Source organism: Caulobacter sp. BE264 (assembly GCF_031457805.1).
Taxonomy (GTDB): Bacteria; Pseudomonadota; Alphaproteobacteria; order Caulobacterales; family Caulobacteraceae; genus Caulobacter.
The window spans coordinates 207,760-224,914 of record NZ_JAVDXI010000002.1; the positions used below are offsets into that span (position 1 = coordinate 207,760).

At 68.1% G+C, this 17,155-nt stretch carries 16 protein-coding genes and 1 riboswitch; of the genes, 8 read left to right on the plus strand and 8 right to left on the minus strand.

Annotated elements, in window-relative coordinates; genetic code table 11:
• Positions 1–88: 88 nt before the first annotated feature.
• The 3 genes from J2X45_RS06280 to J2X45_RS06290 all read left to right on the plus strand — a co-directional run bounded on the left by J2X45_RS06280 (position 89) and on the right by J2X45_RS06290 (position 1,878).
• Positions 89–742 carry a YjfK family protein gene (locus J2X45_RS06280; protein WP_310213578.1) on the plus strand — a complete coding sequence of 218 codons (654 nt, stop codon included), beginning with the start codon at positions 89–91 and terminating at the stop codon, positions 740–742.
• A 67-nt stretch (positions 743–809) separates the two neighbouring features.
• Positions 810–1,223: a DUF350 domain-containing protein gene (locus J2X45_RS06285; protein ID WP_310212664.1), complete on the plus strand. Its 414-nt coding sequence runs from the start codon at positions 810–812 to the stop codon at positions 1,221–1,223.
• 10 nt (positions 1,224–1,233) lie between these two features.
• On the plus strand, positions 1,234–1,878 hold the full coding sequence (locus J2X45_RS06290) for a DUF1190 domain-containing protein (protein ID WP_310212667.1): 645 nt from the start codon (positions 1,234–1,236) through the stop codon (positions 1,876–1,878).
• A 12-nt stretch (positions 1,879–1,890) separates the two neighbouring features.
• Here the strand turns inward: J2X45_RS06290 and J2X45_RS06295 are convergent, their stop codons facing one another.
• The 5 genes from J2X45_RS06295 to J2X45_RS06315 all read right to left on the minus strand — a co-directional run bounded on the left by J2X45_RS06295 (position 1,891) and on the right by J2X45_RS06315 (position 8,894).
• The gene (locus J2X45_RS06295) at positions 1,891–2,382 is read right to left on the minus strand and encodes a low molecular weight protein-tyrosine-phosphatase (protein WP_310212670.1); all 492 of its coding nucleotides are present in this window, start codon (positions 2,380–2,382) and stop codon (positions 1,891–1,893) included.
• Positions 2,367–5,966 (minus strand): hydantoinase B/oxoprolinase family protein, encoded by a 3,600-nt coding sequence (locus J2X45_RS06300; RefSeq protein ID WP_310212673.1) that lies wholly within the window; start codon positions 5,964–5,966, stop codon positions 2,367–2,369. The genes J2X45_RS06295 and J2X45_RS06300 overlap by 16 nt, the downstream gene beginning before the upstream one ends.
• A gap of 175 nt (positions 5,967–6,141) precedes the next feature.
• Positions 6,142–6,717, minus strand: coding sequence for a TMEM165/GDT1 family protein (locus J2X45_RS06305; protein WP_310213581.1), 576 nt, complete (start codon positions 6,715–6,717; stop codon positions 6,142–6,144).
• An 86-nt stretch (positions 6,718–6,803) separates the two neighbouring features.
• A riboswitch (yybP-ykoY riboswitch) is annotated at positions 6,804–6,913 on the minus strand.
• A gap of 140 nt (positions 6,914–7,053) precedes the next feature.
• Entirely contained in the window at positions 7,054–7,791 is a 738-nt protein-coding gene (locus J2X45_RS06310; protein ID WP_310212675.1) for a DUF2793 domain-containing protein, read from the minus strand.
• 95 nt (positions 7,792–7,886) lie between these two features.
• Entirely contained in the window at positions 7,887–8,894 is a 1,008-nt protein-coding gene (locus J2X45_RS06315; RefSeq protein WP_310212678.1) for a nitronate monooxygenase family protein, read from the minus strand.
• 172 nt (positions 8,895–9,066) lie between these two features.
• Here J2X45_RS06315 and J2X45_RS06320 point away from each other — a divergent pair, with 172 nt between their 5' ends.
• Genes J2X45_RS06320 through J2X45_RS06330 form a run of 3 tightly spaced genes read left to right on the plus strand, consistent with a single transcriptional unit; the run spans position 9,067 to position 13,292 of the window.
• Complete coding sequence (locus J2X45_RS06320; protein ID WP_310213583.1) at positions 9,067–10,518, plus strand: methylmalonyl-CoA mutase subunit beta; 1,452 nt, start codon at positions 9,067–9,069, stop codon at positions 10,516–10,518.
• A 4-nt stretch (positions 10,519–10,522) separates the two neighbouring features.
• The gene (gene scpA / locus J2X45_RS06325) at positions 10,523–12,673 is read left to right on the plus strand and encodes a methylmalonyl-CoA mutase (RefSeq protein WP_310212680.1); all 2,151 of its coding nucleotides are present in this window, start codon (positions 10,523–10,525) and stop codon (positions 12,671–12,673) included.
• Between the two features lie 43 nt (positions 12,674–12,716).
• Positions 12,717–13,292, plus strand: a complete 576-nt coding sequence (locus J2X45_RS06330; protein WP_310212683.1) for a Uma2 family endonuclease — start codon at positions 12,717–12,719, stop codon at positions 13,290–13,292.
• Here the strand turns inward: J2X45_RS06330 and J2X45_RS06335 are convergent.
• Both J2X45_RS06335 and J2X45_RS06340 read right to left on the minus strand, forming a co-directional pair.
• Positions 13,289–13,747 carry a DUF4112 domain-containing protein gene (locus J2X45_RS06335; RefSeq protein ID WP_310212687.1) on the minus strand — a complete coding sequence of 153 codons (459 nt, stop codon included), beginning with the start codon at positions 13,745–13,747 and terminating at the stop codon, positions 13,289–13,291. The two genes, J2X45_RS06330 and J2X45_RS06335, sit on opposite strands and share 4 nt — an antisense overlap.
• Positions 13,748–13,783: 36 nt before the next feature.
• Positions 13,784–14,245 (minus strand): DUF4112 domain-containing protein, encoded by a 462-nt coding sequence (locus tag J2X45_RS06340; protein ID WP_310212690.1) that lies wholly within the window; start codon positions 14,243–14,245, stop codon positions 13,784–13,786.
• 186 nt (positions 14,246–14,431) lie between these two features.
• Between J2X45_RS06340 and J2X45_RS06345 the strand changes: the two genes are divergently transcribed.
• Both J2X45_RS06345 and meaB read left to right on the plus strand, forming a co-directional pair.
• Positions 14,432–14,749: a YbjQ family protein gene (locus J2X45_RS06345; RefSeq protein ID WP_096052012.1), complete on the plus strand. Its 318-nt coding sequence runs from the start codon at positions 14,432–14,434 to the stop codon at positions 14,747–14,749.
• Between the two features lie 9 nt (positions 14,750–14,758).
• A complete protein-coding gene (meaB, locus tag J2X45_RS06350) occupies positions 14,759–15,739 on the plus strand; it encodes a methylmalonyl Co-A mutase-associated GTPase MeaB (RefSeq protein ID WP_310212696.1) in 981 nt (326 codons plus the stop codon).
• A gap of 734 nt (positions 15,740–16,473) precedes the next feature.
• Here meaB and J2X45_RS06355 read toward each other — a convergent pair.
• Complete coding sequence (locus J2X45_RS06355) at positions 16,474–17,103, minus strand: glutathione S-transferase family protein (protein WP_310212699.1); 630 nt, start codon at positions 17,101–17,103, stop codon at positions 16,474–16,476.
• Positions 17,104–17,155: the final 52 nt, after the last annotated feature.

Sequence of the window (17,155 nt, forward strand, 5' to 3'; positions counted from 1 at the left end):
CCGACTTCACCCGAGGGCAAGCACGCTTTCGGGAAACCGGCCTCGCCCCTCAGATAAGCGAGCCGGCCCAGGATTCGAGGCCTCGCCGATCGCGATGTTCGGAAAACTCTTCGGCCGCAAAGACCAGCCCTCCGGCCCCGCCCTACCCATCATCCGCAACGTGACGATCGGCCGGACCGTGGTGCTGGACCCGCTGGCTTGGCGGCGACTGGGCGCGGAGACCAAGTTCGCCCTCGATCGCGATACGCTGGAGATCACCGCGCAGGGCCTGATCCAGCTAAATGACGGCGCCTTCGTGCATCGCTTCTACACGGACGATGAGATCCTGTTTCAGGTCGTTTCCGACGACCGCGAAGGGCAGAAGGCCAATGATTTCACCGTCTTCACGCCCTGGGCCAGCGAGTACCCGGCGGATCGCACGGATCATGAACTCTGGAGCGAACGCCTGCGGTCTCGCACGTTCCAACCCGAGGGCCTGCCGGCCTACACACGCCTCTGGTTCGGCGACGAGGCGGAACGCCAAGATCCCGTGACCCTGTGGGAAGACGTCTACTACGCGCGAGACGCCCAGACGCCCGATCGGCGCCTGTTCCAGACGGTGATGCTGTTCCACAGAGACCTGCTCGGCGGTGACGGCCGTGAGCTCTTGCTGGCGCTGACCCTCGAGCCCGAGGACAGCAAGGACGTCAGCCACGAGACCATGATCGGCCTGCCGCTATCGGTGGGCGAGTTCCGAGCCTAAGTTTTGAAAGGCCAAGCGTTCGATCCGCACGCGCTGGTCGACCGGTCTTCTTGAGGGAGCCTGCCAGATGTTCGACTTCATCGGTTTCAAGGCGGGAGCGGTGGCCTTCCTGCTGGCCTTCGTGGTCGCGGGCCTGTTCACGATCGCCTTCAAGTACGTCTATCAATGGGTGACGCCTTACAACGAGCGGGCCTTGATCCGGCAAGGCAACATAGCGGCCGCCATCGCTCTGGCCGGCGCCTTGATCGGCTATGTGTTGCCACTGGCCTCGGCGCTCAGCCACACCGTCAGCCTGCCTGAGTTCGCCGCCTGGGCGACGCTCGCCGGCGTGATCCAGATCGCCGCCTTCACCGGCGTTCGCATCGTCGCCCTGCCCGATGTCAAGGCGCGCATCGAAAGCGGCGAGGTCTCGATCGGCATCTACCTCGCCGGCATCTCCATCGCGGTCGGCCTGCTCAACGCCGCCTGCATGACGGCCTGAGGATCTCGCCATGACCGCTCCTCGCAAGCGCTCCCAGTCCCTGAAGCTCAGCACCATGCTGGCCGGCGCGGCCTCGCTGACCCTGGCCGGCTGCGACGATCCCTCGCCCCAGGCCAGCTGGGATCCGAACCGCGGCGAACAGGTCGAGGCGTTCAGCTATAAGAGCCTCGCCGAATGCCAAGTGGCCAACGAGGTCTCTGACGAGCAGTGCGCGACCTCTTGGGCCGCCGCCCAGAAGGACGACGCCGATAAAGCGCCGCGCTACGATGCGCGCGCCACCTGTGAAGAGGTCTATGGGGCTGGCAATTGCGTGCCCCGCAGTGAGAACGGGCAAAGCTTCTTTGGGCCCATGCTCGCCGGTTTCGTCATCGGCCGCATGCTGGACGGCGGCGGCGGCTACTATCGCGGCACCGGCATGTATCGCCGCGATGACCGCGACGGCGGCGGATATTACTCGACCTGGGGCGGACGTCTGGGTCGCGACTACGGCACCGGCAAGACGGTCATCAGCAAGACCAGCATCGATCCGCCGGACGTCATCCGCAACGCGCCGCCGAAGGTGCAGACCCGCACCTCGGTGGTCTCACGCGGCGGCTTCGGCGGCGGGCGCAGCTACGCCAGCAGCGGCGGGTTCAAGGGCGGCTTCGGCGGCTGATGCGGGTTCCTCTCAGGTCCAGCCTTCGGCGACCAGACGCTGAGCCAGCACCCGCGCGGCCATGACGACATCGTTCCAGACGACCTCGAACCCGGCGTCGTTGCCGTAGTAGGGATCGATGACCCCGCGTCCAGCGTGACCTTCCACCAGGTCCAGCAAGAGGCCCACCTCGGCGGTCGCATCGGCCGGCGCGACGTTCAGAAGGCCGCGCAGGTTGTCATGATCCAGCGCGTAGATGTGGGTGAAGGTCCGGAAGTCCTCGGCTTGCACCTGGCGCGCGCGCTGGCCGCTGATATCGACGCCATTTCGTCCCGCCACAGCGATGGCGCGCGCGTCCGGTGACGCACCGGCGTGCCAGCCGCCTGTGCCGGCGCTGTCAGCCAGGATGTCCAGGCCAAGCCGCTCCGCCTCGGCGCAAAACGCCCCCTCGGCCAGAGGTGAGCGACAGATGTTGCCCATGCAGACGAACAGAACCGCAGCCTTGGCCATTAGTGTCTCCCCCACCCGCCGCCGCCGGGCGTTTCGATGACGATCGCGTCGCCTGAAGACACCTCGACGAGGTCGGTCGCGCCCAAGGCTTGAACCTGACCGTCGGCGCGCTCGACTCGCGCCGATCCCGAGGCGCCGGACCCGCCCCCTTCGAGGCCGAACGGCGCGACGCGGCGGCGATTGGACAACAGGGTCGCGGTCATCGGCTCGCGGAAGCCGATCCTGCGCACGACACCATCGCCGCCCCGGTTGGCGCCGGCGCCGCCCGAGCCGCGCCGGATCGAGAAGGCCTCGACGAGCACCGGATAGCGCGCTTCCAGCACCTCGGGGTCTGTCAGGCGGCTGTTGGTCATGTGCGTCTGCACCGCGTCCGTCCCCGCAAAGTCCGGCCCCGCGCCGGAACCGCCGCAGATGGTCTCGTAGTACTGTCGACGATCATCGCCGAAGGTGAAGTTGTTCATCGTCCCTTGCGCCGCCGCCATGACGCCTAGAGCGCCGTACAGGGCCTCGACCACCACCTGGCTGGTCTCGACATTGCCCGCCACCACCGCCGCCGGATAGCGCGGGCGCAGCATCGAGCCCTCGGGGATCACCAGCTCGATCGGCCGCAGGCAGCCGTCGTTCATGGGGATCTCGTCGTCGACCAACGTGCGGAAGACATACAGCGCCGCCGCCCGACAGATCGAGGCCGGGGCGTTGAAGTTGGTCGGGACCTGATCGCTGGTGCCGGTGAAGTCGACACGCGCAGTGCGGGCGGCTTGATCGACCGTGATCGCGACCTTCACCACCGAGCCGTCATCCAGTTCATAGGCGAAGGCGCCGCTCGTCATCGTCGCCAGCACGCGGCGGACGGCCTCTTCGGCGTTGTCCTGGACGTGAGCCATATAGGCCTCGACGACGTCCAGGCCGAACTCGGCGACCATCCCGGTCAGGGCCTCGGCGCCCCGCGCGCAGGCGGCGATCTGGGCCTTGAGGTCGCCGATGTTCTGGTCGGGATTGCGGGCGGGCCATGCGCCCGAGGCCAGCAGGGCCCGCGTCTCGGCCTCACGGAAGCGTCCGCCTTCGACCAGCAGGAAGTTCTCGATCAGAACCCCCTCCTCCTCGACCGTGCGGCTGCTGGGCGGCATGGAGCCGGGCGTGATCCCGCCGATGTCGCCCTGGTGACCGCGCGCGGCGACGTAGAAGCGAAGCGCGCCCTCCGCGTCAAACACCGGCATGACCACCGTCACGTCCGGCAGGTGCGTGCCGCCGTTATAAGGCGCGTTCAGCATATAGACGTCGCCGGGCAGCATGCCGCGCCCGTCGTCACGCCGCGCCTCACGGATCGCGCGCACGCTGTCGCCCATCGAGCCCAGGTGCACGGGCATGTGCGGGGCGTTGGCGATCAGGTTTCCGTCGCGATCAAACAGCGCGCACGAGAAGTCCAGCCGCTCCTTGATGTTCACCGAATAGGCGGTGTTCTGCAGCGCGAACCCCATCTCCTCGGCCACGGCCATGAAGAGGTTGTTGAACACCTCCAGCATCACCGGATCGGCGTCCGTGCCGATGGCCTTGCGGCTGGGCAAAGCGACGGTCCGCTCCAGAACGAGGTTCAGTTGCGCGTCGACGCGCGCGCGCCAGCCGGGCTCGACCACCGTCGTGCCCGTGGCTTCGCGAATGATCGCAGGCCCTGGGACCTCGGCGCCGACCGCCAGCGCTTCCCGGTCGAACACCGGCGTGGCGTGGACCTCGCCCGCCATCCGCGCCTCGATGGTGGCCAGCGGCGTCGGGGCGCCCCCCTCAGCACTGGCGCCGAAACTCGGACGCTCGCCCGCATCCGCATGGCCGATCGCCTCGACCGACAGGGTCTCGACGACCAGCGGCGTCGTCGGCGAGGTGAAACCGAAGCGACGCTGGTGGAGCTCTTCGAAGACTGTCCGGACCTTGGCGGGCTCCCCGAACGGAACGACCAGCGGCGTGTCCGTGCCGGCGTACTTGACCCGCAAGCTCGCCACGGTCTCGAGCGACGCCATCGGAACGTCCTGCGCACGCAGCGCGGCTTCGGCCTCGGCGGCGAGACGTCGCGCGCGCTCGGCCAGATCATCGGCCTCGTCCAGAGGTCGCTCGACCGTCTCCTCGCGGATCAGGCGCAGGTCCGCCAGGCCCATGCCATAGGCCGAAAGCACGCCGGCGAAGGGGTGGATCATCACCTTAGTCATGCCCAAGGCGTCGGCCACGAGACAGGCGTGCTGCCCCCCTGCTCCGCCGAAGCAGGCCAGCACATAGCGGGTGACGTCATAGCCGCGCTGGATCGAGATCTGCCGCACGGCCTTGGCCATGTTCTCGACGGCGATGGTGACGAAGCCCTCGGCGACCGCCTGCGGGGTCATCGCGCGGCCCGTCGCCGTGGCGATCTGCGCGGCCATGGCCTCGAAGCCGCGCGTGACGGCCGCGACGTCGAGCGGCTGGTCGGCGCCCGGGCCGAACACCTTCGGGAAGAACTCGGGCCGCAGCTTGCCCAGCATCACATTGCAGTCGGTGACGGTCAGCGGCCCGCCCCGGCGATAGGCCGCCGGACCCGGAACCGCCCCGGCCGAGGCCGGTCCCACCCGCAGCCGCGCGCCGTCAAAGCTGCAGATCGAACCGCCGCCGGCCGCCACGGTGTGGATGTTCATCATCGGCGCGCGCATCCGCACGCCCGCCACGACGGTCTCGAAGGCCCGCTCGTACTGACCGGCATAGTGGCAGACATCGGTCGAGGTGCCGCCCATGTCGAAGCCGATCACCCGGTCGAACCCCGCCTCGGCCGCCGTCCGCGCCATGCCGACCACGCCGCCGGCGGGGCCGGAAAGAATGGCGTCCTTGCCCCGGAAGGCGCGGGCGTCGGTCAGGCCGCCGTTCGACTGCATGAACAGCAGCCGCGTTTCGTGACCCAAGGCGCCCGCCACCTGGTCGACGTAGCGACGCAGGATCGGCGAGAGATAGGCGTCGACCACCGTCGTATCGCCCCGGCCGACCAGCTTCATCAGCGGGCTGACCTCGTGGCTGACCGAGACCTGGGAAAAGCCGATTTCCCGCGCGATCACCGCGACCCGCGCCTCGTGATCGGTGAATCGGAAGCCATGCAGCAGCACGATCGCCACGGCGCGGAAGCCGGCGTCGTAGGCGGCTTGCAGGCCTCGCCGCGCGGCGCCTTCGTCCAACGGACGCAGCACCTGGCCCTCGACGCTCATCCGCTCGTCGATCTCGACGACGCGGTCATACAAAGCCTCGGGCTTGACGATGTGGCGCTCGAATAGCTTGGGCCGCGCCTGGTAGCCGATCCGCAGCGCATCGGCGTGCCCCTTGGTGATCGCCAGGACCGTCGGCTCGCCTTTGCGTTCGAGCAGAGCGTTGGTGGCGACGGTGGTGCCCATCTTCACCGCGTCGATCACAGCGCCCGCAGGCAACAGCGCCCGAACGCCCGCCACGGCGGCGTCGGCGTAGTGCTCTGGATTCTCCGACAGCAGCTTGTGGGTCACCAGCGAACCATCGGGCCGACGGGCGACGATGTCGGTGAAGGTGCCGCCTCGGTCGATCCAGAACTCCCAGCCGCGAGCGGTTTGGTCGGTGGCGGTCATGAGGTGGCGGCGCTCCCTTCGCACCCCCGTCATAACGCCTCCACCACCCGTGTCATCCCGGAAGCCTCGCAGAGGCTATCCGGGACCCAGGGGTGACGAAGCGCCGAGCGCGCCGCCCCTGGGTCCCGGCTCTGCGCGCTCCGCGCTACGGCCGGGATGACGCGCTTTGGCGGGGTTACTTCAAGACCCCGAGCAACTCCGCCGCCTGCCACAGGCCCAGCAACAGGAAGATCAGCGCCGCGCCGATGCGGACGTACTTCAGCGGCACGACCTTGGTGGCCGCCTCGCCCAGATACACGGCCGGGACGTTGGCCAGCATCATGCCGAAGGTGGTGCCGGCGGCGACCCAGGCGATCGACTGGAACTTGGCGCCCAGGGCGACGGTGGCGATCTGGGTCTTGTCGCCCATCTCGACCAGGAAGAAGGCGATGGTGGTGGTCAGGAAGACGCCATAGCGCCCAGCCGCGTCGCCCTCTTCGTCGTCAGCCTTGTCCGGGATCAGGGCCCAGGCGGCCATGGCGATGAACGAAATGGCGATCGCCCACCGGAACCAGGCGCCGCTCAGGAAGTCGGCGACCCAGTAGCCGGCTGTGGCCGCCAGGGCGTGGTTGGCCAGGGTCGCCACCAGGATGCCCATGATGATCGGGATCGGCTTCTTGAACCGCGTGGCCAGGATGATGGCCAGGAGCTGGGTCTTGTCGCCGATCTCGGCGATGGCCACGACGAGGGTCGAGACGAGCAGGCTTTCCATGAAAAACAGTCCTCGGGCCGGGCGCATGCCAATAGCGTCGATACCCCACCCGGCCCGGATGACGATCGGCGCCATTGGTCTCGCCAAGGAAGCTGCAAGTCCGCTTCCCTTCCCCGCGCCATGATCCAGAAGACCAAGTGTGTTGACGGCGGGGCCCGCTGATAGGCGCGGGCGGCTACTCCCCAAAGGTGGGCGGCGTTTAGCGGTTGAAGAGGATCAGGTCAATCTCCCTTCCCCCTTGATGGGGGAAGGGTCGGGGATGGGGGTGATGCGGCCGGTCAGCCACATAGGCCATAGATCACCCCCACCCTGCCCTCCCCCATCAAGGGGGAGGGTTCAGACAGAGGCCGGCGCGTCGAAGCGCAGGACGTGGATCGCCACCCGCACCTTACCGCCGACGAAGCTCCCGCCGACCGCCGTCAGCACCACGGGCGTGTCGGCGTAATAGGCCGTCGGCCCCACGACACCGACATTGCTGGCGTTCTTGGCCACGCCCAGCGAGCCGCCGAACTTGCTGGCCTCGCCCGCGACGCCGCAGTTGTAGGCGGTCGCGCCGGTGATCGCGGCCGTGGTCCGGGTCGAGACCGCCAGCACGATGGCGCGGCTGGGGATGACGATGGTGGTCGCTGTCGAGGCGCCCGAGAGCGTCACCTCCTGCTCGAGAATCTCCAGCCGGGTGTTGGCGAGACCCGGCGAGGCGGCGGCGGTCAGGCTTCGGAACGTCGCCGACAGCGACGTCCAGGCCGCGCCATCGTAGGCGACCATCTGGTTCTCGTCCTTGACCCAGGCCAGGACGCCTTCGCCAGGGATCAGCGGCTCCCAGGCGCCGGCCTCGAACCGCATCAGGGTCCCGGCGGACTGACCCGCCCACGCCGCGCCGGTGGCCCCGGCGGGCAGGATCCAGACGCCGCCCGCAACCGGGCTGGCGGGCTGCGCCGCGACAGCGCGGCTCTCGACCGCCAGTTGGACGAGGCTGTCCAGCCGGGCGAGGCTCTCATTGATGGGGATGTGCTTCTGGGCCTGGGCGGCGACCACATAGGGCAGGCCAAGGCGGGGCGTGACGTCGTCGAACATGGGCGGCTCCGGGAGCGGGGTTGAAATCCGCTCCCAGCATCGGGCCGCCGCGACGCGCGGGGACGGAAGCCCGTCCGTCCCCGTGATCCACCCGCCTATTCGGCGGCGAAAGCCAAGTGTTTTCCGGAGGTCAGCGCCGTCTTGGCCGCCAGTTCGGCCTTGGCTTGCTCATACTCGGCCGCGAACTTGGCGATGAGTTCGCCGGCGGTCAGCACGTTGTCGATGGCGCCGATGCCCTGGCCGCAGCCCCAGATGTCGCGCCAAGCCTTGGCCTCCTGGTTGCCGCCCGAGCCGAAGTTCATCTTCGACGGATCGCTTTCCGGCAGGTTGTCCGGGTCGAGGCCCGCCTTGATGACCGACGGCCGCAGATAGTTGCCGTGCACGCCGGTGAAGAGGTTCGAGTAGAGAATATCGTCGGCCTTGCTGTCGACGATCATCTGCTTGTAGCCCTCGACCGCGTTGGCTTCCTTCGTGGCGATGAAGGCCGAGCCGACATAGGCCAGGTCCGCGCCCATGGCCTGGGCGGCCAGGATCGAGCGGCCCGAGGCGATCGAGCCGGACAGGGCGACTGGACCGTCGAACCACTGGCGGATCTCCTGGATCAGCGCGAACGGCGACAGCGTGCCGGCGTGGCCGCCGGCGCCGGCGGCGACCGGGATCAGGCCATCGGCGCCCTTCTCGATCGCCTTGCGGGCGAAGCGGTCGGTGATCACGTCATGCAGAGTGATGCCGCCATACGAGTGAATCGCCTGGTTCACGTCCTCGCGGGCGCCCAGCGAGGTGATGACGAGCGGGACCTTGTACTTCACGCACATGGCGATGTCGTCTTCGAGGCGGTTGTTCGTCTTGTGGACGATCTGGTTCACCGCGAACGGCGCCGACGGCATGTCGGGGTTGGCCTTGTCCCAGGCCGCCAGCTCCTCGGTGATCCGGGCGAGCCATTCGTCGAGCTGCGACAGCGGGCGCGCGTTCAGCGACGGGAACGACCCGACGATGCCGGCCTTGCACTGGGCGATCACCAGGTCCGGGTTGCTGATGATGAACAGCGGCGAGGCGATGACCGGAAGGCGCAGGCGGTCGCGCAGGATCGGCGGCAGGGCCATGAAGAAGCTCCCCTTTGGAGTTCGGCTTGAGACGCCGAATATCTGATCAGCGATCAGCTTAAACAACTGTTTGGCCCAGATGCAAGGCTTGACGGCCGTAGCGGCAGGGGCGCATCACGATCAAAAATAGAAGAATGCTGCAGTGCAGGAGAGAGACGCTTTGACCGAGGCGATGACGCCCCTGGCCGAGGACTTCGGCGCCCAAGGCGACGCGGCGACCCGCGCGCGCTGGATGGCCTTGGTCGAGAAGACCCTGAAGGGTCAAAGCTTCGACGACGCGCTTACCGTCAAGACGCCGGACGGCCTGACGATCCAACCCCTCTACACCGCCGAGGACGGCGTGGCCGTGGCGCGCGACCTGCGCGCCCGGGACACCGACCGCCCCTGGGATCTGCGGATGCGCTCGGCCCATCCCGATCCGACTCGTGCGGCCAAGGACGTGCTGACCGACCTCGAAGGCGGGGCGGCCTCTTTGCTTCTGCAGATCGATCCGACCGGCGCGAACGGCGTCGCAGTCGGCTCGGCCGATGATCTCGCCAAGGCCCTGTCGGGCGTCTTGCTGGACCTTGCGCCCGTCGCGCTGGATGCGGGTTTCCTAGGCCCGAAAGCTGCGGACTGGCTGGCGACGCTGGCCAAGGCCGCGCCCAACGCGCCTCTGGCTTTCCATCTCGATCCGTTGACGGCCTTCGCCCAGGCCGGCGTCAGCCCGGGCCCGATCGAGAGCCATGTCTTCAACGCCGCGACGGTAGCCAGCCGGCTGTCGACCATCTACGCCAAGGCCAGTCTGTTCCTGGCCACGGGCCGCGCCGCGCACGAGGCGGGCGGTTCGAACGTCGAGGAACTGGCCCTGATGACGGCCAGCGCGCTCGCCTACGCCAAGGCCCTGGTCCGCTCGGGCCTGACGATCGAGGAGGCGTTCGGCCGCATCGTCCTGGGCGTCAGCCTGGACGGCGAATACTTCACCGGCGTCGCCAAGGTGCGCGCCGCCAAGGCCATCTGGGCGCGGCTCACCGAGTCGTGCGGCGTCACCGTCGCTCCGACCATCGAGGCCCGCTCCTCGCGGCGCATGCTGGCCAAGGCCGACGCGTGGACCAACCTCTTGCGCCTGACCTCGGCCGGGTTCGCCGGCGCAGTCGGCGGCGCGGACGCCATCGTGCTGGACGCCTTCACCGACGCGATCGGCCTGCCCACCGCCTTCGCCCGCCGCCAGGCCCGCAACACCCAGCTCGTCCTGATGGAGGAGAGCCATCTGGGCCGCGTCGCCGATCCGGCCGGCGGCGCTTGGTACCTCGACAGCCTGACCGACCAGTTGGCCCGCTCGGCCTGGGCGTCGTTCCAGGCCATCGAAGCCGCCGGCGGGGTCATCAAGGCGCTGGAGAGCGGCCTCGTCGCTGACGCCGTCGCCAAGACGCGCGCCGCACAAGAAGCCGCCTACGCCGACAAGAGCCGCAAGATCCTTGGCGTCACCGTCTTCCCCAACGCCGACGACAAGCCGCCGGAGGTCGAGACGCCCGATCCTTCAGCCTTCGCCGTCCAAGGCCCTGACGCCCGCCTGCCAGGCCCCGACAGCCATTGCCCGGCCCTGACGCCGGTGCGCTTCGCCGCCACCTTCGAGGGAGCCTGAGCTCATGAGCACGTTCCCCGACTTCACCAAGATCGACTTCGCCGAGGTCACCGCCCCGGCCGCGCCGAAGGGCGAGGCCTGGAACACGCCCGAGGGCGTCGCCGTGGCTCCGGCCTTCGACGCCCAGGATGTCGCCGGTCTGGACTTCACCGGCGGCTTCCCAGGTGTCGCGCCGTTCGTGCGCGGCCCCTACCCGACCATGTACGTGACCAACCCGTGGACGGTGCGTCAGTACGCGGGCTTCTCGACCGCCGAGGACTCCAACGCCTTCTACCGGCGCAACCTGGCGGCCGGTCAGATGGGCCTGTCGGTGGCCTTCGATCTGGCCACCCACCGCGGCTATGACAGCGACCACGAGCGGGTGAAGGGCGACGTCGGCATGGCGGGCGTCGCCATCGACTCGATCCTGGACATGCGCACGCTGTTCAGCGGCATCCCGCTCGACAAGATGAGCGTGTCGATGACCATGAACGGCGCGGTGCTGCCGATCCTGGCGCTCTACATCGTCGCGGCCGAGGAACAGGGCGTCAGCCCCGACAAGCTCTCGGGGACGATCCAGAACGACATCCTCAAAGAGTTCATGGTGCGGAACACCTACATCTATCCGCCCGCGCCCTCGATGCGGATCATTTCCGACATCTTTTCATACACTTCGAGCCATATGCCGAAGTTCAACTCGATCTCGATCAGCGGCTATCACATGCAGGAGGCCGGGGCGACGGCCGACCTGGAGCTGGCCTACACCCTGGCCGACGGCGTCGAGTACGCCCGCGCCGGCGTCGCGGCCGGCATGAGCATCGACGCCTTCGCGCCGCGCCTGTCGTTCTTCTGGGCCATCGGCATGAACTACTTCATGGAAGTGGCCAAGATGCGCGCCGCGCGCCTGCTGTGGGCCCGCCTGATGAAGCGCGAGTTCGATCCCAAGGACGACCGCTCGCTGTCCTTGCGCACCCACAGCCAGACCTCCGGCTGGTCGCTGGCGGCGCAGGACGTGTTCAACAACGTCGCCCGCACCTGCGTCGAGGCCATGGCCGCCGTGAACGGCCAGACCCAGAGCCTGCACACCAACAGCCTGGACGAGGCCCTGGCCCTGCCGACCGACTTCTCAGCCCGGATCAGCCGCAACACCCAGCTCTTCCTGCAGATGGAGAGCGGCACGACCCGTGTCGCCGACCCTTGGGGCGGCAGCTACTATGTCGAGCGCCTGACCTACGAGCTGGCCCAGAAGGCGCTGGCCCATATCGAGGAAGTCGAGGCGCTGGGCGGGATGGCCAAGGCCATCGAGCAAGGCCTGCCCAAGCTCCGCATCGAGGAAGCCGCCGCCCGCACCCAGGCCCGCATCGACAGCGGCAAGCAGAGCGTGGTCGGCGTCAATCGCTACAAGCCCGAGGTCGCCGACGACATTCCGGTGCTGAAGGTCGACAACAGCGCCGTGCGCGCCGCCCAACTGGAGAAGCTGGCCCGCCTGAAGGCCGAACGCGATCCGGCCGCCACCGAAGCCGCGCTGAAGGCGCTGGAGGACGGGGCGCGAGCGAACGGCAACCTGCTGGCCCTGGCCGTCGACGCCGCCCGCGCCAAGGCCACGGTCGGCGAGATCAGCTATGCGCTGGAGAAGGTGTTCGGTCGTCACCGCGCCGAGATCAAGTCGATCCAGGGGGTCTATATGAAGGAGGCCGGCAACGACCCGACCACCGCTCGCGCCAAGGCCATGGTCGAGGCGTTCGAGCAGGCCGACGGCCGCCGTCCCCGCATCCTGATCGCCAAGATGGGTCAGGACGGTCACGATCGCGGCCAGAAGGTGATCGCCACGGCCTTCGCTGACCTCGGCTTCGACGTCGATATCGGCCCGCTGTTCCAGACCCCGGCCGAGGCCGCCCGCCAGGCGGTGGAGAACGACGTCCACGTCGTGGGCGCCAGCTCTCTGGCCGCCGGTCACCTGACCCTGGCGCCGGAGCTGAAGGCCGAGCTGGCCAAGCAGGGCCGCGACGACATCCTGATGGTCGTGGGGGGGGTCATTCCGCCCCAGGACTTCCAGGCCCTGCGCGACGCCGGCGCGGCGGCGATCTTCCCCCCGGGAACGGTCATCGCCGAGGCGGCCATCGAGTTGCTGGATCAGCTGAACCGGCAGCTGGGGTACACGCAGGGCGCGGCCTGACCAGCGAGTGTGCGACCAGCCTCGGGCATGCTAGACTAGGGTCATGAACGCCCTGGCTCGAGCGCTGGAGACCTCGCAACAGCACCGCTTCACGCTGGACGATGTCCTGCGCATGCAGGAGGCGGGGATTCTGGACGAGAGCGCTCGCGTTGAGCTGATCGACGGAGCGCTGGTCGAGATGGCCCCGGAAGGCACGCCGCATACGCGGATCAAGATGCAATTGGCGAAGCGCTTCATGGCGACCGCAGGCCCTACCGTCGAAGTCATCGTCGACTCGACGCTGCGGCTGGCGCCGACCTACGCACCCGATCCGGACCTCTATCTCTACGATGCGGCTCTGCCGCTGGGCGACGTGACGGGGACCAATGTCGGGCTCGTTATCGAGGTGGCCCACTCCACCCTTCGGAACGATCTGGCGGTGAAGGCCGAGATTTACGCCCAGCATGGGGTTCGCGACTACTGGGTCGTGGACGTGAACACCGACACGCTGATCGTGCATCGCGGTCTGGCGGGGGGCGTCTACCGCGATGTGACGCATCACACGGCGCGCGAGACCGTTTCAGCGCTTGTCCTGCCAAGCGTGTCGCTCTGCCTGGCCGACCTGCCGCCCATCCGCTAGCCGCCCTTCTTGCGGAACAGCCCGCGCTTCTTCTTGGAGCGCTCCAACGCGATGTCGTCGGGCAGACCGTGGCGAGCCTCGATGTCCTTCTGCAGCGCCTTGGCCGCCATCAGGTGGCCGGGGAACAGCATGTCGACCACCGAGCCCGCGAAGGGCACCGCGTCGGTGGCGGTGTCGGCCAGGACATAGGCCAGCATCCGCGCGACCGTCGACAACGACGCCCCGGCGTTGATGGCGTTGAAGACCAGCAAGGCGCCCGCGCCCACGCTGTAAAGCGGGCCCACGCCCGGCACCCACGAGAGCACGCCGTCGAGGCCCAGGCCGAACGGTCCAAGGCCGATCAGACGATCGGACAGACCCTTGATGGTTTCGGCCGATCGCCACGCCCGGTGGGCCTTGGCGCGGCGATCCGCGTGACGATCAGAATAGGCGGAGACGGAGATATCGTCAGTCATGCTTGGCTCAACGCTCCGTCCCTTTGGTTGTTGCCTCTAGCCCAGGAAGACGACCCGCCGCTTTTCCTTGCCGGCCTGGATGCGGGCCAGAAGGTCGCGATACTCTTGCGTCGCCTGGACCTCCTTGCGGGTCCCTTCGAAATAGATCGTGTCGTCCATGTGCTTGGTCAACATGTCCGCCGACCACTTGTGGCCCGTAAAAAGGACGTCCGCCACCTTGCCGGCCACCGGAACCGATCCCGCCACCGTATCGATCAGGATGATCGCGCAAATCTGGATGATGATCATCGGCGCCGCCCGCGCGCGGATCGCGTCCAGCACGATCAGACCGCCCGCGCCCAGGCTGTAGAGCTCACCCGCCCCCGGAATCCAGGTCAGCAGACCATCCAGACCCACGCCCAGCGGCCCCACGCCGACGACATTGTCGGAGAGCTTCTTCACCCGCTCGACATTGTTGCGGATGTTGTGCAGCTCGATATGCGATTTCGCGAAGATCACGCAGGGGCTCCGGGACACGGTAAACGCGGTCAATCTGCCTTAAGCCCGCCCCCGCAGGAAGGGCTGGACGTCCAGATTCCCGCATTGAGCGAACGTCGTGATCGAAAGTCTCGCGCGCGGAGGGAGCCCCTCGCGAAAGGCGGCGTTTGCGCCTAAGTTAACCCTACGGTCCGCCAGGATTCTCGGATGCTGATCACCACGACGCCCTTTATCGAAGGCCGCCCTGTCCAGGAGTACAAGGGCGCGATCTACGCCCAGTCGATTCTGGGCGCCAATGTCGTGCTCGATCTGCTGGCCGCGATCCGCGACTTCATTGGCGGTCATTCCAAGTCGTATGAGCGCGTCCTGGCCCGCGCCCGCGAGGACGCGATGAAGAACCTCATGAAAGAGGCCGAGAAGCTGGGCGCCAACGCCATCCTGGCCGTGGACCTCGACTACAACACCGTCGGCCCGCAGGGCTCGATGATGATGGTTTCGGTTTCCGGGACCGCCGTCGTCCTCTAATCGGGGGACGTGATCCCCGCACTCGACATCGACGCCCTGGAGCAACGCCTGGTCGCCGGCGACCGCGCCGCCTTGGCGCGCGCCATCACCCTGGTCGAGAGCCGCCGCGCCGATCATCAGGCGGCCGCCCGGGCCCTGCTGTCGCGGCTGATGCCCAGGACGGGTCAGGCGCAAAGGATCGGGATCACCGGCGTGCCGGGCGCGGGCAAGTCGACGACGATCGAGCGGTTCGGCTGCAATCTCGTCGAGGCCGGTCACAAGGTGGCTGTGCTGGCCGTCGATCCCTCCTCGGGCCGCCACGGCGGATCGATCCTGGGCGACAAGACCCGGATGGAGCAGCTCAGCATCCAGCCCAACGCCTTCATCCGCCCCTCCCCCTCCGGCGGCGCCCTGGGCGGGGTGGCGCGCAAGACCCGCGAGGCCATGCTGCTGTGCGAGGCCGCCGGTTTCGACGTGGTGATCATCGAGACGGTGGGCGTGGGCCAGTCCGAGACGGTGGTCGCCGACATGGTCGACATCTTCCTGGCCCTGCTGATCCCAGGCGGCGGCGATGAGTTGCAGGGCATCAAGAAGGGTTTGATCGAGCTGGCCGACCTCTTGGTCATCAACAAGGCCGACGCCGATCCCGCCAAGGCCGAGCGCTCGGCCCGCGACTATCGCAACGCCCTCCATATCCTCACCCCGGCGCACCCGGACTGGACGCCGCCCGTGCTGACGGCGTCGGGTCTGACGGGCCAGGGGCTGGACGTCCTGTGGACACAGATCCAGCGCCATCGCTCGGTCATGAGCGCCAACGGCGCCCGCGCCGCGCGCCGCGCCGACCAGGACGCCCGCTGGATGTGGGCCATGGTCCGCGACCGCCTGGAAGACGCCTTCAAGACCGCGCCGGCCGTGGCGGCGCTGGTTCCGGACCTGGAGGCGGCGGTGCGTCAGGGCGAGGTTCCTGCGTCAGCGGCGGCCGACCGGTTGTTGGCCGCGTTCGGGTTGTGAACGATCTTTGCAAGCGCCCTTCCCCTTGATGGGGAGGGCGCGCGTTGCATCAGCTTCACGCGGCTCGCCGCTGAAGGCTCATGGGGAGGCGACGGAGCGGCCGGGCGAACCCGGAGACCGTGAGTTTGTGTTTGCGTTTCGGCTCGACTGTCCGCTCCGCCAGGTTGTTCTTGCCCGTGAGGATGGGGGGCGTGAGCGTCTTTCAGCTCGGGACCCCAGGAGCCCCCGGACGGGCGCGGACCAACTGGAGCGGCTACATCCGTGTCCAGCCCGACGATCCACGATAGGCGGCTTGTACGATCACCGCCCTGTCGCTCCGCCTCCGACGTGATCCCAAGCGGCCCTGCCTCTCGTGCGCGCTCCTAAAGAGTAAGCCGCACGACCAGACCAAACCTCCCGGGCGCCGAACGCGGCCCCGCTCAACCTAGCCCCGCCGCCGCATTGGGCCGGATCCATACGCCCTCCCCCGCGACGGGGATGCATTGAGTATGGGGCGGGTTTTGACGCCGGGGATAAGTTGGCGCGTAAAAGTGACAAGGCGTTGATTTCGTTGGGATCACCCCCGCCAATTCCGAGCGTTCACGCCCGCCAATCCCCTCTCCCAGAGGGAGAGGGTGGCCGCGAAGCGGTCGGGCGAGGGGTTTCAAAGCCGCCGCTCTGCCGGCGCGCCGGCCAAGGCCCTACTCTCACTCCCCAGCCCTCTCCCGCTGGGAGAGGGAGTCTCGATGGGGCCCTTACGCCACCTGCGCCGCGCGCTCCCACGCCAGGAACTCCGGCGTCTCCAGCAGGCGCTCAGCATAGGCCTGGGCCGCGCCGGCGTCCCCGTAGTCGGCCAGCCTGACTCCATAGGTTCTGAACCGCGTCGCCACGGGCGTGTAGAACGCGTCGGCGATCGACCATTCGCCCAGTAGGAACGGGCCGTGCGAGCGGGCCAGCAGGCCGGTCCACAGCGCCACGATGCGGCGGACGTTCTTCTGCGCCGCTTCGGAAAGTTCAAGCACACGGGGCGGTTCGTCGAGCGCCATCGGGCATTCGCTGCGCAGCGCCTGAAAGCCTGAGTGCATCTCCGCGCACGCCGAACGTCCCAGGGCCCGCAGGGCCGGATCGTCGGGCCACAGCTTCGCGTGCGGGAATTTCTCGGCCAGGTACTCGCAGATCGCCAGGGAGTCCCAGATCACCAGATCGCCGTCCCGCAGCGCCGGGGCGAGGCGGCTGGGCGAGATGCGGCCGATCTCGTCGCCGGTGGCTTCGCCACGGCGCAGCTCGATCTCGATTTCCTTGAAGTCAACGCCCGCCCGCTTGAGCGCGAGCCATGGGCGCAGCGACCAGGTGGACCACCGCTTGGTGCCGATCACGAGTTCCATGCCGCGCGCTCCTCAAGCCGTTTCGAAAATGCCGGATGGCGTTTTCGCTTAG